Genomic DNA, 15,571 nt, shown 5'->3' with positions numbered 1-15,571 from the left:
GGCCTGAACTGCATCAGGCGAAGTGCGCGAACACCTCGGCGGGACCGAGGTCGTGGCTGAGCGCCGTCCGCGGGTTCTTCTCAGTCGCAATGGACGCCAGAACCCGCGGGACGCATTTGCCTCAGCGCAGGAACGCGGCCGCGACTCCGGCGTCGACGGGAACATGGAGCCCCGTCGTGTGTGAGAAGTCGGACGTGCACAGGGCGAACACAGCGTTGGCGACATTCTCTGGGACGACCTCGCGGCCGAGAATCGTCCGCTGCGCATAGAACTTCCCAAGGTCCTTCTCGTCGATCCCGTAGGTTTTGGCTCGCTGTGCTCCCCAGCCTCCGGCGAAGATCCCCGATCCACGGACAACGCCGTCGGGATTGATCCCGTTCACGCGGATTCCATGCTCGCCGAGTTCGACTGCAAGCAGTCGAACCTGGTGGGCCTGATCGGCTTTGGTCGCGGAGTAGGCGATGTTGTTGGGGCCGGCGAAGACCGAGTTCTTAGACGAGATATAGACGATGTCGCCTCCCATTCCCTGGTCGATGAGGATCCGGGCAGCATTCTTCGAAACCAGGAAGGATCCCTTGGCCATGACATCGTGCTGCAGATCCCAATCCTTCTCGGAAGTCTCGAGCAGCGGCTTCGACAGGGAGAGACCGGCATTGTTGACGACCAGATCGACACCTCCGAACGCCAGGCTCGCCTCGGCGAGCGCTGCCTGCACATCCGATTCATTCGACACATCCGCGGCGACGCCGAAGGCGACATCGCTGGTACCGAGCTCGGCCGCTGCAGTCTGCGCCTTCTCAAGATCGAGGTCGGCAATGACCACACAGGCCCCTTCCTCTGCCAGTCGAGAGGCGATCGCCTTGCCGATTCCGCTCGCGGCGCCGGTGACGAATGCGACTCGCGACGCCATCGGTCGCGGGGCAGGCTTTCGTCTCAGCTTGGCCTCTTCGAGCGACCAGTACTCGATGCGGAACTTCTCCGATTCCGAAATCGGACTGTAGGTCGACAAAGACTCTGCGCCGCGCATCACGTTGATGGCGTTGACGTAGAACTCTCCAGCTACGCGGGCAGTCTGTTTGTCCGCCCCATAGGAGAACATTCCGACCCCCGGGACCAGGATGATTGCGGGATCTGCCCCGCGCATCGCCGGAGAATCCGAGGCGGCGTGACGATCGTAGTATGCGCGGTAGTCGGCTCGGTAGGATTCGTGCAAGGCCGGCAGGGCTGCAAGGATCTCGTCCACCGGGGTCTCCGACGGCAGATCAATGACCAACGGCTTGACCTTGGTGCGCAGGAAGTGATCCGGGCAGCTCGTTCCCAGCTCGGCGAGCGCGGACAGCTTGTCTCCCGCAAGGAATTCCAGGACGGCATCGGAGTCGGTGAAGTGGCCGACCATCGCGTGATCGTGAGACGCGATCCCACGCAGATGCGGAGCAAGCCGAGCCGCTTTGCTGCGGCGTTCGTCCTCGGGAAGGGCCGCGTAGTCCGCCCGAGTCGCACCGAAGGGCTCCGCGTTGCCGTGATCCTCAATGTACTTCGCAGCAGTGTCGATGATCCACCGCGAGTTCGCTTCGGATTCCGCCGAGGTGTCGCCCCACGCGGTGATGCCATGACCGCCGAGGATGACGCCGACTGCCTGCGGGTTGGCCTCCTTGATCTCGGCGATGTCGAGTCCGAGTTGGAATCCGGGCCGACGCCACGGCACCCAGAGCACCTTGTCGCCGAAGATCTTCCTGGTCAGTTCCTCCCCGTCGGCGGACGTGGCGATCGCGATGCCGGAGTCAGGATGGAGATGGTCGACGTGATCGGCGTTGACGAGACCGTGCATTGCCGTGTCGATGGAAGGGGCAGCTCCGCCTCTGCCGTGCAGCGCGTAGTCGAATCCGGCTACCATTTCGTCTTCGCGGTCGACACCGGGGTAGGTCTGTGTCATGGCGCGCACCCTGTCGAGGCGAAGCACCGCGAGGCCTTCCGGGGTCAGCGTTCCGAGATCTCCTCCTGACCCCTTCACCCACAGCAGCTCGACGTCCTCTCCCGTGACGGGATCGATGTCGGTGCCCTTCGCCGAGGTGTTGCCTCCGGCGTAGTTGGTGTTGCGCGGATCTGCTCCGAGAGAGTTCGATCGCTGGACGAGCTGTTCCACTGTGTTGTTGACGGTTGCCACGAGTGCTCCCTTGCATGGGTGGTCATATGTTTGAACATGTTAAAAGTAACATCAAATAACATTCCGCGCCATGCGTTCCTGGAATTTCACAGCGATGACTGAGCACCGCAGAGATGCATGATGTGGGAGGGGTTCGCCGAGGTGGACGGAGACGAGTCGCAGTGAGCGCGCTCGCGTGGAACTCGATGTGATTCATCCCGTGTGGGATGTCGGTCACCGGAGTTCGACGAGGTCCCTGAACGCGTCGAGGCGAGGATCACGGGGATCCAGTTCGGTGACGAGCACAGTAACGCCGTCGAGTGAGAGCGACGAGGCGGTCGACCTCTGACCGAGCTTCGACGAGTCTGCGCAGAGAATCGTCGTGCGCGCTCGCTCGGACAGCACCATCTTCACCTCGGCCTCTGCCAGTGACACTTCGGTGCATCCGATCTCCGCATCAAGCCCTCCGGTTGATGCGAAGAACGCCTCAGTGTGGAAGGCGCCTGCATTCCTCGTTGCCAATTCGCCGACGAGGCTCCCGGTGGCAGGATCACGTCGTCCGCCTGTGAGCAGGCCGTCGACACCCGCCCACCGGTCGAGTGCCTCCCCGGTCGGAACCGAATTCGTCAGCACGGTGAGACCATCGCGCGGTCCTATGACGTCAGCCAGAGTCGTGATCGTACTCGAGGCGTCGAAGGCAACGAAGCCCTCTGCGGGGACGAGGGGAAGTGCCTTCTGTGCGATGACGGCCTTCGCCGCGGCGCGGACTGCTTGTCTCTGTTCGTGAGGCCTCGCGAAAACGGCGGGCACAGCGCCGCCTCTGACCCGACGCAGCAGCCCCTCGGCTTCGAGGTCGCCGAGGTCTCGACGGATGGTCATGGTCGAGACATCCAATGACTCGGCGGAGGAGTCGATTCGGATCTCACCGCCGGAATCGAGCATGGCGAGGAGGCGCTGGCGACGCTCCTGCGATGAAAGACTCGAGCCGATGGGCATGGTCCACATCCTAAACCGACTGGGCGTGCCTCCGGCGGACAGGATGTCGCTCGCGGCCGTTATCGATTCCGCGCCATCTCGAGCAATGTCTCGAAACGCTTGAGCTTCTTCGCATAGGGCGATGCCTTCATCGGATCCGGAGTGAATGTCGACTCGACTTCGCCACCGAACCCCCGGATGTCGTCTATGCCTAGGATTCCGACCGAGATCCCGCCGAGGAAGGCCGCACCGTGTGCGGCACCGTGTCCTGCTCGCGGTCGCCCGACCCCCAACTGGAGTACGTCCGCTTTGATCTGCATCCAGACATCGGACGCCGAGCCGCCGCCGGTGCTGAGCATCGTCCGGACATCGAAGCCTCGCTCCCGTAGCACCCCGATGTCCGTGGCCAGGGCCAAGGCATTGCCTTCCATGGCTGCCAGCATGATGTCGACTCCGTCGCTGGCCAAGTCGATGCCGTCGATGAGCCCACGCGTGCGTTGATTCCAGCTCGGCGTGCGCTCACCGGCGAGTGCGGGAACGAATGTCAGGCGCGAAGGACGCGAACGCTGCCTCAGGGGACCGATTTCGCGCAGATCGCTGTCTCCTCCGACGGTGCGGTTGAGCCAGTCCACAGTCGCGCCGGCAGTCACCTGCGCGGTGATGAGGAGGTCGACGTCTGGGATGCAGTGCCGAGAATGGATGAACCCGGGCACCGCTGTTGCGCGGGGAACCGCCAGCATGGTCACGCTGGAGAACCCGCTCATCTCGACGAGGGGGTCGCCTACTTCGAGTGCCCCGGCTTCCAGTGCACTGCCTACCGAGTCGATGGCTCCGGCCGCCACCGGAGTGCCCTCGGGTATTCCGGTGGCAGCCGAAGCGTCGGCGGTGACATGCCCGATGATTTCGGTTGTCGGTACCACCTCAGGGAGGAGCTCGACGCCAAGTCCGGTCCCCAGCAGGCGATCGTCGAACCGACCGGTCGTTTCGTCGAAGCCCTGCATGAGCGACGCCGTGCTGTCGTCGAGGGTCGCAGCCCCTGTGAGTCTGAACGCGATGAATCCATTGGCGCTGAGCACCTGCTCTGTCCGCGCGGCGATCTCGGGACGCTCTTCGATCAGCCATGCGAGCTTGGCCGTGCCGAAGAACGGGTCACTGCCGTGCCGATGTCCTGGAGCGATCTGAGCGATCCGCGCACCCTGATCGACCGCGCGTCGGTCGAGCCATGTGAGCGCGGGTCCGATTGCTTGGCCCTCGTCGTCGATGGGAACCAATGTGGGTGCCTGACTGGTCACAGCCACAGACGCCACTGGGGAGTCAGCCACGACCCTGCTGCAGATCTCCGCCAGGGCCGACCACCAAGCCTCGGCATCCTGTTCGGCGCCGCTGTCACCGGTGCCGACGGCGGTGGGGTAGCGTGCAACGCCGTCGCGCAGCATTCTGCCGTCGAGAGTCGACGCGACCACCTTGACTCCGGATGTGCCGACGTCGATGCCGAGAAGGATTGCCGTGCTCATCTCTCGGCCCTTGCGGTTGAGGTGACGAAGGGCTGTGCGTCGGTGAGCGGGTGCATCGGCTGTGCGCCGTCGAGGGCGAGTCGCAGTTCGCGAGCGACACCGCTGGCAGCGCGTTCAGCCGTCTGTGTGCTGGCGCCAGCGATGTGGGGCGTGCAGACCACGTCGTAGCCCTGTCGGGCGAGTTGAAGGATCCGCTCATCCATATTCACGGGTTCGTCGGGGAACACATCGAATGCCGCAGCGCCGAGCTGGCCGGATTCGAGCGCATCTGCGACGGCGTCGTAATCGACGAGTCCGCCTCGGGCGGCATTGACGAGGATGCTGCCAGGGTGCATCAGTCCGATCCGTCGTGCATCGACGAGTTGCGCGGTCTCCGGAGTGAGACGGGCATGAATCGACACAGCATCCGCTCTGGCGAAGAGGTCGTCGACATCCGAGACGACCGTCGCGGTTCCCTTGAGGGCGCCTGCAGGCAGATAAGGATCGTAGACGATGACTTCAGCTCCCATCGCGGCGAGCACCTTCGCGACGTGAGAGCCCACGGCTCCCGCGCCCACCAGGCCGATCGTCGAGCCCGACACCTCACGTCCCACATGGTCGTGGCGGTAGAAATCTCCTCGCCATTCGCGTCTGAGCAGGGTGCCGTGAGCGAGGGGGATGCGACGAAATGCTGACAGGATCAGGCCCAAGGTCATCTCAGCGGTAGCGATCCCGTTGCGACCGGGAACGTTGACGACGAGCACTCCGCGTGCACGGGCCGCCTCGACGTTGATATTGGTCGGGCCTCCGCGAGACACTCCGATGAAGCGCAGCCCGGGGACCGCGTCGAGTACGCGTTCCGTAACGGGGGCGAGCTGGGTGACCAGCGCGTCTCGTCCGTCCAATGCAGCGATCAGCTCCTCCTCTGTTCCTGATGCTTCGTCGACTTCGCCGACCGCACCGAAAGGCGTGTCCGGCCAAGGAAGCAGGAGTTCGCTGATGTCGACGCGATCCCCCAGTTCTGATGCGAGTGCCTTGGAGAACGTTTCGGGGAGGATGAAATTGTCGCCGGCTGCGAGGACCTTCACTGTCATTGCCTTCTTCTTTCGGATTGCTTGTGCTGGAACTGATCGGCGCTTCGATGGGGCCGAGGTGACGTGTCCGCCGGTCACGGGCCGGCCGCCTTAGGATTGGATCATGGGTTCATTGGCATCGGAGGAACGACGCAACTGGCTGGTGGCCGAGCTCAAGACCGCTGATTCGGTCTCGCTTGTCGGTGCTGCCAAGGCTCTGGGTGTCAGCGAAATGACCGTCCGTCGAGATCTTGACGTCCTCGAATCGGTCGGGCTGGCCCGTCGGGTTCGCGGCGGGGCAGTGACGGCCGGTCCGATGAGCTTTGAGAATCGCGACCGCAGCCATGCGGTTGAGAAGCGACTCATCGCCGAGAAGCTGTTGCCGTTGGTGCCGTCCGAAGGCGTGATCGCCATGGACTCGTCGACGACGATGCATCGGCTGGCAAGCATGCTCACCGGTTCTGGTCGGCTGACCGTGGTGACGAACGGCCTGCTCACTTTCGAAGCCCTGCAGAGGAGGCCGGGAGTCGTCGCCGTGCTCACCGGCGGAACGGCCGATGAGCGCAGCGACTCTCTCGTTGGGCCAGTAGCCTCTGCCACGCTCGAGACCATGCGATTCCCACTGTTCTTCGCCTCGGCGGCGGCCATCGACGAACGCGGATGCTCAGAGGACACCTTCGAGGAAGCGGAGGTCAAAAGGGCGTTCTCACGAGCGGCCACGGAAGTCGTCGTCGGAGTCCACTCACAGAAGCTGGGCAAAGAGGCAACAGCGTCGGCAGTGCGCATCGAGGACATCGCCACTCTCGCCACTGAACTCGATCCCGAGTCCGAGCAGCTCGGACCGTACCGGACTTCGATTCCGAACGTCGTATGACAACTGCTGCGCCGGCGGCAGGCATCGAACTCGGACTCAGGCACGCGGTGCTCCCGATTCCGGAGGCTCGGCTGTTGTGAGTGCCGCAGCCGTCTCCTCGTCCGCTTTGGTGAGGGAATTCTGGTCGACCTTCTGCAGGAAGCTCAGGGCGAACGACACGAGGTAGGTGCAGGCAAGGGCGATGACGGTCCCGGTGGTGCCGATCGTGCTCCACAGGAGGGTGACGATGAGTGACCCGACGAACTGCGACAGACCCGCCGCCAGGTTGAGCAGGGCTACCGCATTTCCGCGCCGATGCGGGTCGAGCGCAGGCATGAGTGCCGAGAGCGGAACGTAAGCTGCGATCGCGAATCCGAACACGACGACAGCGATCGCTGCGAGCCAGGGGTTGGGGCCGAAGAGCTTCGGAACGAAGTACATGAGAAGGGTCGCCGCGAACATCCCGATGGCACCGAACCAGCGGATGGTGCGCACCCAGCCGATCTTGTCGCCGAGGACGCCCCACATGAGGTTGGTGAACACCGTGACGAGGTAGACGAGGCTCCACAGCTGCAGCCAGGTCGTCTGTGCGAAGCCGATGTCACGGACGAAGACGATGGGCAGCATGACGATGAAACCATAGAGCGAGATCTGGTTGATGATGCGCTGGACCATGCCGTAGGCCAGCTGGACATTGTGGAACGGCATGGCGATCGTCTCGCCGAGGATTCTTCCGAGTCCTCCGAACGTGCGGGGGCCTGAGTGGTCGGGTCCGCGACCCTTGACCAGGAATGCGGCCATGAGCCCGCCCACGAAGACGAAGCCGATCGAGCTCCACAGTGTGGGAAGTTCGCCGACGATGGGGATGACGAGACTGGGCAGGTAGGAACCGAACACTCCGACGCCCAGCGAATAGAAGCACCAGAACCATCCCATCGCCGACGAGAGCCGGTTCGACGGAGCCGCATAGGAGATCCAGACGACGAAGCCGTAGACGAACATCGGATAGGCGAACGCCCTGATCGCATAGAGCACCAGGGTCATGACGTAGTCGCCCTGCATGACTCCGAAGAGGAGGAATCCGATGTGGAAGATGATCCAGGCGACGACTGCCAGTGCCATGACTCGGCGTGGACCGAAGTATTCGGCGAGGACGCCGGAGGCGAAGGCAGCTATCGCCGCCATGAGCCCGTACACGGTGAAGATCGTTCCGACCTGATCCGTGCTGAAGCCGACGGCATTGACGAGATAGTCGGACAGGAATGCCTGTTCGAGGCCATCGCCTGTCATGAAGAATGCGATTGCCACATATCCCCAGAACAGGGAACTGGACAAGCCGAAGAAATTGCGGGTGGGCACTGTGCGTGCGGGGATTGCGGTCATCCGATGCTCGACTTCCTTGTCTTCTGACTGTGCCTTGTGACACACCATCATGAAAGAGTATGTCATGAGATGTTAGAAGTTGTGAAGATGTGTGAATGCACTTGTTTCGGATGGTGCTGGTGTTTCGGTTCTTCCGGGGACGGGCGATGGATATCGTGTAGTGCTCTGCGCCTTCAGCGAGGAGCCTGGTTCACGCGAAGTGCGCGAATACTTCCGCGGGATCGAGGTCGTAGCTGAGCGCCAGGGTCAAGGCGATCCGCGCCTTCCTCGCATCAAGGACACCCGCGGGGATGAGCCCGGCCTCGAGCAGGCCGATCTCGCCGCCGACGTAGCCGTACGTCCTCGTCAGGCTCGCCCCCGCCCCGGGTCGTGAGGCGAGAATCACGGGCATCTGCGCGCCGAGGCGGGTGACCGCGGGGACGAGATGCTCGGGCACGTGCCCGCCGCCGACTCCGGCGATGACCAGACCCGCGAATCCGGCCTCGCCGAGGCGGTCGAACGTCTCCGCCGGCTCCCCGAGTCCCACCTCGGCGAGGGCCACCGGAGCCAACGACTCCGGACGGTCACGGCCGGCGAACGGAGAGCCGCTGAGACTCTGCTGGGGTGCGTGGGGGAGGCGGACGACGTCCTCACTGATCCAGCCGATCGCCCCGAGCACGGGCCCCGAGGTGAACGCCGCCGTCGAGGACACGTGGGCCTTGCGCACATGTCGGGGATCGTGGACCTCATCGTTGAACACCAGAGCGGCCGGCAGGTGCCGGGCCAACGGTGAGAGCGCCGTGAGCGCGGCAGCACGGACGTTCGCGGGACCGTCGGCGCCGGGCAGAGTGGGATTGCGCATCGCCCCGGTCACGGCGATCGGAACGCCGGAATCATTGAGCACCGAGAGCGCGAACGCCGTCTCCTCGAGCGTGTCCGTGCCCTGGGTGAGGACGATGCCGTGCGCATCCGTCGACCGCGCGAGCTCGACGACGTCGAAGAGCATCTCGAGCGTGACGTTCGCGCTCGAGACCTGCGCGACCTGCGTGAAGTCCGTCTGCAGATCCGGCCAGATCCGGTCGAGCCCGGCAGCCGCGGCGATTTCCGCGCCGCTGAGCGCCGGAGCGACCCCGCCGCTGCCGTCGGCGGTCGAGGCGATCGTCCCGCCGAGGGCAGCGATGAGCAGGTGAGGAGGCAGAGTGGATGCGGTGTCGGGCATGGCCCCGAGTCTAGCGAGATCTGTCTGGGGCGGCCCGCGTGACCAGGGCTCCGTCCGGTGGAGCGATGCCGCGTCAGTGCCGCTTGCTAGCATCCCCACATGGATCCGGACACCGTGCTCAGGCTCGCTCACGACCAGGCGCTGCAGTACCCGTCTGTCGAGATCGTCTACCCCTTCGGTCCCGAGCACACGGTCTACAAGGTCCGCGGGAAGATCTTCATGATGCAGTACGAGCGGCTCGGCGTCCCGTGCATGAATCTCAAGATCGATCCGCTCGACGGCGAAGTCCTCCGCGACGCCTACGAGGAGATCGTCGTCGGCTACCACATGAACAAGCGGCACTGGATTACCGTGTCCGGCAGCGGTGACCCGGCCTCGGCTTTCGACGCCGACCTTCTCCACAACCTGGTCCTCGAGTCCTACTGCCTTGTCGTGGCGAAGCTGCCGATCAAGGACCGCCCGGTCGACCCGGCGACGTTCGGCGGTCGGGAAGGAGAGTGAGTCGAGAAGAAACGCGAGGCGGGAAGGGGAGTGTGTCGGGAAGGAGAGTGAACTGAGCAGAGTCAGACGAGAGAACCCGCTTGGAGTCGTCGAATAGCTGAACGCCAAGCCGACGCCACCCCGAATTGGCGCCGCCCGTTGACGACCACGACAATGGAGGGCATGTCAGCCCTGAGTTCCGCACTCGCCTACAAGCGACTGCTCGAGTCGAACGCGACTCTGCGCATGCTCCGTGCTGACCACCTTCCGGTCATGGCCGCGACCCTCGACGCCCACCTCGGGCGACCGGGCACCCGCACGCCCACCGAAGACCTCCACGAGAGCATCGACGCCGACCTCGAAGACCTGCGCGACCACTTTCCGCAGGCCACCCGCACCGCGAAGGCGTACTGCGACGACTGGCGCCAGGCGGGGATCCTCGTGCGCCGGCCCGCCACTGCGGCCCGAGGCGAGACGTACGAACTCACGGCCGCGGGCTTCGACGCGATCAGGATGCTCGAACAGCTGCGCACCCCGCCGCAGACAGCCACCGAGTCCCGCCTCGTCAGCCTCGCGCAGGCGGTGCGGCAGCTCGCGATCGACACCGACCCCGACAGTTCACGGCGGCTGGCCTCCCTGCGGGCCGAACGCGACCGCATCGACGCCGAGATCGCCCGCGTGCGCCGCGGCGACCCGCGCTCGCTCGTTCTCGACCGCCGCCGCGCCAACGAACGCGTCGCCGACATCCTCCAGCAGGCCGGTGGCCTGCCGGCCGACTTCGCGCGCGTGCGCGCCCGGTTCGAAGAACTCAACCAGGACCTGCGCATCTCGATCCTCTCCGCCGAGAGCTCCCAGTCGAAGGTCCTCGACGAGGTCTTCCGCGGAGTCGACCTCATCGAATCCTCCGACGAGGGCCGCACCTTCTCCGCCTTCTCCGCCCTCGTCCGCGACCCCGAGCAGGCCGCCGCCTTCGACGAGGACATCGCCGCGATCCTCGACCGCGACTTCTCCGCAGCCCTGACCCCGGAGACCCGCCGTTCCCTGCGCACCCTCATGCGGCAGATGAAGGACGGCTCCCGCGAGGTCTCCGACATCCTCTCCGAGTTCGCCCGCGGCCTGCGCCGCTACGTCCACTCCCACGAATTCCAACGCGACCGCGTCATGCGCACCCTCATCCAGGACGCACTCGCCGCGGCCGCGCCCGTCGCCGAGCACCGCAAGCCCTATGACGACCTCGACGTCGACCTCGAACTCTCGAGCGTTCCCCTCGGCAGCCTCGGCGAAGTCATCCTCCACGATCCGGCCGAATTCGACGCCGGCGACGAACTCGGCGAGGCGGGGGAGTCGGTGATCGACTTCGCCGAGCTCATCGCGATCGCCCGCGAATCCGAGATCGACTTCGCTGAGCTCACCGACAACGTCAACGCCGCCCTCGACGGCAGCGGGAGCATCTCCGTCGCCGAGGTGCTCCACCGTTTCCCCGCCACCCAGGGTCTGGCGAGTGTCGTCGGCTTGCTCTCCCTCGCGAGCACCTACGGCACCGTCGATCCCGACGCCCGTGAGCAGATCGTCTGGGCCGGCATCGACGGGATCGAACGCAGCGCCGTCATCCGCCGCCACCACTTCACCGAAGGCATCCGACTATGACCGAGACCCCCGAGACCGCGGTGCCCGATACCGCGACCCCCATCGCCGAGACCCCCAAGACCGCGGCTCCCCTCGCTGAGGCGCCCACCGCCACGACAGGCCAGGCCGCCGGCGCGTCCGATGCCGACGACTGGCAGGCACACGGCAACCCGAGCGCGCTGTGGACCGGCGACACGGGAACCCTGGGTCAGAACACCCGCCGGGTCATCCTCGAACTCCTCAAAGGCCCCTACGTCTCGGGCACTCAGAGCCCGCAGCTGTGGGCGGCGCTCGTCGCCGACGAAGGCATCGTCCGCTCCCGCCTCCACGAACTCTTCCTCGACCTCGTCATCGACAAGGTCGACGAATTCGCCTTCACCCGCAAGGTCGTCACCGACGAACTCGACGTGCCCGCCGCCGTGCGCAGCGAACGGCTCACCTTCCTCGACACCGCGATGCTCCTTGTCCTCCGCCAGCTGCTCCTCGCCGCTCCCGGTGAGCGCCGCGTCATCGTCGACCGCGAAGAGGTCTACGAACGCCTGGCGATCTACCGCACCGGCGACGAATCGACCTTCGTGCGCAACCTCAACGGCGCGTGGGGCCGGATGAGCAACCGCCTGCGCGTCCTCCACAAAGCCGGCGAGGATCGCTTCGAGATCTCGCCCATGGTGAAGTTCCTCATCGACGAGGACCAGGTCCGCGAACTCATTGACGTCTACGAACGCATTGCCGGCACCGCGCCGACCGACGCTGAAGATCCCGCCGAGGCGACCGATCCCACCGAGGCGACCGACCCCGCCGACGCACCCGCACCCGACCCCGTCACCTCCGCCGACACCCCCGAGGACGACGCATGACCGAGGCCCTTTTCCCGCTCGACGCCGCCCTCATCGCCGACCAGGCCCGTGCTCGCGGCGCGCACCGGCCTGACGTCGGCAGCCAGTGGCGCCTCTCGGAGATCCAGATCGCGAACTGGGGCACCTTCGACTCCGACATCCACCGGATCCCCGTCTCCCACCAGGGCCACCTCATCACCGGACCCTCCGGCTCCGGCAAGTCCTCCCTCCTCGACGGCATCGCAGCTGTGCTCACCCCCGACAAGTGGCTGCGCTTCAACGTCGCCGCCCAGACCGCCGGCAGTCGCATCGACCAGCGCAGCCTCGTCAGCTACGTCCGCGGCGCCTGGACCCGGACCGCCGACGCCGACGAGGACCGCGTGGTCAGCAAGTACCTGCGCCCCCGCGCCACGTGGAGCGGCATCGTCCTGCGGTATGACAACGGCACCGACCGCCCCCTGACCCTGGCCCGCCTCTTCTTCATCAAGGGCTCGAGCACGAAGACCGCCGACCTCGGCGACGTCTGCATCCTCGAACGCGCCGAACTCGACCTCGCCGACCTCCAGCAGTACGCACGCACAGGACTCGAGACCCGCAGACTCAAGACCGACCGGCCCGACGCGCTCATCACGTCCAACGGTGCGCATGCGAAGTTCTACGCCCGCATGCGCAAGGTCTTCGGCATGGCCAGCGAATCCGCGCTCCAACTCCTCCACAAGACGCAGTCGGCGAAGAGCCTCGACAGCCTCGACCGGCTCTTCCGCGACCACATGCTCGAACCGCCCAACACCTTCGCCCTCGCCGACACGGCCGTCGGCCAGTTCGGCGACCTCAAAGACGCCCACGACCACGTCGTCGAACTCCGTCGCCAACGTGATCACCTCCTCGACCTCCGCGAAGCTGCCCGTCGTTTCGACTCCGCCCACGATGCCGAGGCGAAGGCCGTCGCCCTCAACGACGCACTCCTGCCCTACCAGAAGCGCCGCGAACTCGACCTGCTGCGCACCGACCTCACCACCCGCAGCCGTGACCTCGTCGAACTCGAAGTCACAGCCGACCGCGCCCAACGCGACCACACCGCGGCCGTCGACGACTACGACCTCGCCCGCCGCGCCACCCTCGAACTCGGCGGCTCCGAAGCCGAACACCTCCAGCAGCGCATCGCAGCAGCCGAAACCGACCGGCGCGCAATCGCCGACCGGTGGGCCGGCCTCGCCCGCCAACTCGAGCAGGCCGGCATCGACCAGGCCCCCACCTCGGCGGCGGAATTCGCCGAACTCAAGGACCAGATCACAGCGACCCTCGACGAGGACGCCCCGGACACCGGCCCCAGCCACGCCGACCACGACCGCTTCTCCGCAGCCCGCCGTCGAGTCAAGGACATCGAGACGGAGATCGACTCGCTGCGCCGGTCCGGATCGACCGTGCCCGAGGCCCTGCTCACGATCCGCCGGGAGATCGCCGAGGGCACGGAACTGAGCGAGAAGGCCCTGCCCTTCGCCGCCGAACTCATCGAGGTCGACCCCGCGCACGCGAAGTGGACGGGCGCGATCGAACGTGTGCTCCGCCCGCTGGCCCTGACCGTCCTCGTCCGCAGTGAGAACCTCTCCGCCGTCCGCTCATGGGTCGACGCCCACCGCATCCGCGGCCGCCTCGTGTTCGAGGAGATCCCCGCCCAAGCCCCGAAGCCGCGCCCCGCGAGCAGTGAGAAATCCCTGGTCAACAAGGTCGACGTCGATGACTCGGGATTCGGGCAGTGGGTGCGCTCGACGCTGTCGGAGCGCTTCGACTTCGCGTGCGTCGATCGTCCGGACGAACTCGACGACCACGCCCGCGCCGTCACCCTCGCCGGGCAGGTCAAGACCTCCCGCACCCGGTACGAGAAGGACGACCGTCGCCGCATCGACGACCGCAGCCAATGGGTGCTCGGCGACCGGGAAGCCAAACTCGAAGCCCTCATCGACTCCCTCCGCGAGGCGCAGGCCGAACTCGCCGACGCCGAGGAGATCGTCCGCGCCGCCACCGCCGAGACCGCGCAGGCCAACCGCCGCAAGGGCATCCTCGCCGGTATCCGCGAACAGTCCTGGCGCGACGTCGACCGGGCCGGCGCTGAGGCGGTCATCGCCGCCCTCGAGAAGCAGCTGAGCGAACTCGAGGACGCCGACGGCGACCTCCAGCGCGCGATCGGCGCCGAACGCGAAGCCAAAGCCGCCAAAGAGGCCGCGGAAGCCGCATCACGGGACGCCGACTACGCCCTGCGCCGGGCGAATGAGGAGATCACGACCCTGCGCGCTGCCATCGAACGCCTCACCGAGGGCATCGAAGCCGGTCGCATCGCCGAGGTGGCCCCCGAGCTCGCCGAGGCCCTCGACGCCCGCTTCCGCACAGTCCAGCGCAGCATCCGCCGGGAGGCGCTCGCCGAGGTGGGCCAACAGGTCTCGCAGTCCCTGCAGGCGGAGAAGGACCGCGCCCAGGCCGCTTCGAGCGAGGCGGGACGCACCGTGACCCGCCTGGCCGCGGAGTTCAAGGCTGCCTGGCCCTCGGTGACCTCGCAGCTCACCGCCGAGGTCGCCGACCGGCACGACTACATCGCGATGCTCGACGAGATCCTCGCCCACGGTCTGCCCGACCACGAGACCCGTTTCCGCGACCTCCTGCGCGAACGCTCCCGCGACCTCATCGGCGAACTCCTCAACGAGATCTACGCCGCCCCGCACGAGATCGAGGACCGGGTCGCGCCCATCAACTCCTCGCTCCTGCGCTCCCAGTTCGACGAGGACCGCTACCTGCGGCTCAAGGTCAAGACCCGCAGATCGGAGACCGTCAACGCCTTCATCGCCGACCTCCGCACGATCGCCGGCGGCAGCTGGGCCGAGGACGACATGGACACCGCCGAGGAGAAGTACTCCACGCTCGCCGAGGTGATGCGCCGCTTCGCCTCGAGCGAGCACGTCGACCGCGTGTGGCGCACCCAGTGCCTCGACACCCGCCTGCACGTGAGCTTCCTCGCCGAGGAGATCGACGACCACGGCCGCGCCCACGCGACCTACGATTCGGGGGCGGCGATGTCGGGCGGTCAGCAGCAGAAGCTCGTCATCTTCTGCCTCGCCGCGGCCCTGCGCTACCAGCTCGCCGACCCCGACGAAGCGATCTCGAAGTACGGCACGATCATCCTCGACGAGGCCTTCGACAAGGCCGACACCCGCTACACCCGCATGGCGCTCGACATCTTCATCGAGTTCGGCTTCCACATGGTGCTCGCCACCCCGCAGAAGCTCCTCCAGACGATCGAACCCTACGTCGGGGCGGCGACGTCGATCGAGAACCCCAGCCGCCAGAAGACGCTGACGGCGACGATGGTCTGGGACGAGACGGAGAGCGCTGCGGCGACGGAGAGCGCTGCGGCGACGGAGAGCGCTGCGGCGACGGAGAGCGCTGCGGCGGCCGAGAGCACTGCGGCGGCCGAGAGCGCCGAGGCCGGGTGACCGGGCGATGCCCGGCCGGAGACCGT

Annotated in this window: 11 protein-coding genes; 5 read left to right on the top strand and 6 right to left on the bottom strand. The window is 66.2% G+C overall.

What is annotated here, in order from left to right; genetic code table 11:
- Nucleotides 1–121: 121 nt before the first annotated feature.
- From AACX88_RS00820 to AACX88_RS00805, 4 genes are all read right to left on the bottom strand, one after another.
- Entirely contained in the window at nt 122–2,164 is a 2,043-nt protein-coding gene (locus AACX88_RS00820) for a bifunctional aldolase/short-chain dehydrogenase (RefSeq protein WP_339391206.1), read from the bottom strand.
- 213 nt (nt 2,165–2,377) lie between these two features.
- Nucleotides 2,378–3,139 (bottom strand): DeoR/GlpR family DNA-binding transcription regulator, encoded by a 762-nt coding sequence (locus AACX88_RS00815; protein WP_339391205.1) that lies wholly within the window; start codon nt 3,137–3,139, stop codon nt 2,378–2,380.
- A gap of 59 nt (nt 3,140–3,198) precedes the next feature.
- Nucleotides 3,199–4,632 carry a xylulokinase gene (locus AACX88_RS00810; RefSeq protein ID WP_339391204.1) on the bottom strand — a complete coding sequence of 478 codons (1,434 nt, stop codon included), beginning with the start codon at nt 4,630–4,632 and terminating at the stop codon, nt 3,199–3,201.
- Entirely contained in the window at nt 4,629–5,783 is a 1,155-nt protein-coding gene (locus AACX88_RS00805; protein ID WP_339391203.1) for a 2-hydroxyacid dehydrogenase, read from the bottom strand. Before AACX88_RS00805 ends, AACX88_RS00810 begins: the two co-directional genes overlap by 4 nt.
- Before the next feature lie 25 nt (nt 5,784–5,808).
- Here AACX88_RS00805 and AACX88_RS00800 point away from each other — a divergent pair, with 25 nt between their 5' ends.
- Nucleotides 5,809–6,558 carry a DeoR/GlpR family DNA-binding transcription regulator gene (locus AACX88_RS00800; RefSeq protein WP_339391202.1) on the top strand — a complete coding sequence of 250 codons (750 nt, stop codon included), beginning with the start codon at nt 5,809–5,811 and terminating at the stop codon, nt 6,556–6,558.
- Nucleotides 6,559–6,594: 36 nt separating this feature from the next.
- Here the strand turns inward: AACX88_RS00800 and AACX88_RS00795 are convergent, their stop codons facing one another.
- Nucleotides 6,595–7,920: an MFS transporter gene (locus tag AACX88_RS00795; RefSeq protein ID WP_339391201.1), complete on the bottom strand. Its 1,326-nt coding sequence runs from the start codon at nt 7,918–7,920 to the stop codon at nt 6,595–6,597.
- Between the two features lie 190 nt (nt 7,921–8,110).
- The gene (locus AACX88_RS00790) at nt 8,111–9,118 is read right to left on the bottom strand and encodes an asparaginase (RefSeq protein ID WP_339391200.1); all 1,008 of its coding nucleotides are present in this window, start codon (nt 9,116–9,118) and stop codon (nt 8,111–8,113) included.
- Nucleotides 9,119–9,217: 99 nt separating this feature from the next.
- Between AACX88_RS00790 and AACX88_RS00785 the strand changes: the two genes are divergently transcribed.
- The 4 genes from AACX88_RS00785 (at nt 9,218) to AACX88_RS00770 (ending at nt 15,545) form a co-directional block, all read left to right on the top strand.
- On the top strand, nt 9,218–9,619 hold the full coding sequence (locus AACX88_RS00785; protein WP_339391199.1) for an MmcQ/YjbR family DNA-binding protein: 402 nt from the start codon (nt 9,218–9,220) through the stop codon (nt 9,617–9,619).
- Between the two features lie 162 nt (nt 9,620–9,781).
- Nucleotides 9,782–11,245: a DUF3375 domain-containing protein gene (locus tag AACX88_RS00780; protein WP_339391198.1), complete on the top strand. Its 1,464-nt coding sequence runs from the start codon at nt 9,782–9,784 to the stop codon at nt 11,243–11,245.
- Entirely contained in the window at nt 11,242–12,081 is an 840-nt protein-coding gene (locus AACX88_RS00775) for a DUF4194 domain-containing protein (RefSeq protein WP_339391197.1), read from the top strand. The genes AACX88_RS00780 and AACX88_RS00775 overlap by 4 nt, the downstream gene beginning before the upstream one ends.
- Nucleotides 12,078–15,545 (top strand): ATP-binding protein, encoded by a 3,468-nt coding sequence (locus AACX88_RS00770; protein WP_339391196.1) that lies wholly within the window; start codon nt 12,078–12,080, stop codon nt 15,543–15,545. Before AACX88_RS00775 ends, AACX88_RS00770 begins: the two co-directional genes overlap by 4 nt.
- The last annotated feature ends 26 nt before the right edge of the window (nt 15,546–15,571 follow it).

The sequence above is a fragment of the Brevibacterium metallidurans genome, assembly GCF_037101285.1.
In the GTDB taxonomy this organism is placed as follows: domain Bacteria; phylum Actinomycetota; class Actinomycetes; order Actinomycetales; family Brevibacteriaceae; genus Brevibacterium; species Brevibacterium metallidurans.
Note: the sequence above shows the minus strand (reverse complement) of the source record. Positions and strands in the feature narration are given on the sequence as shown.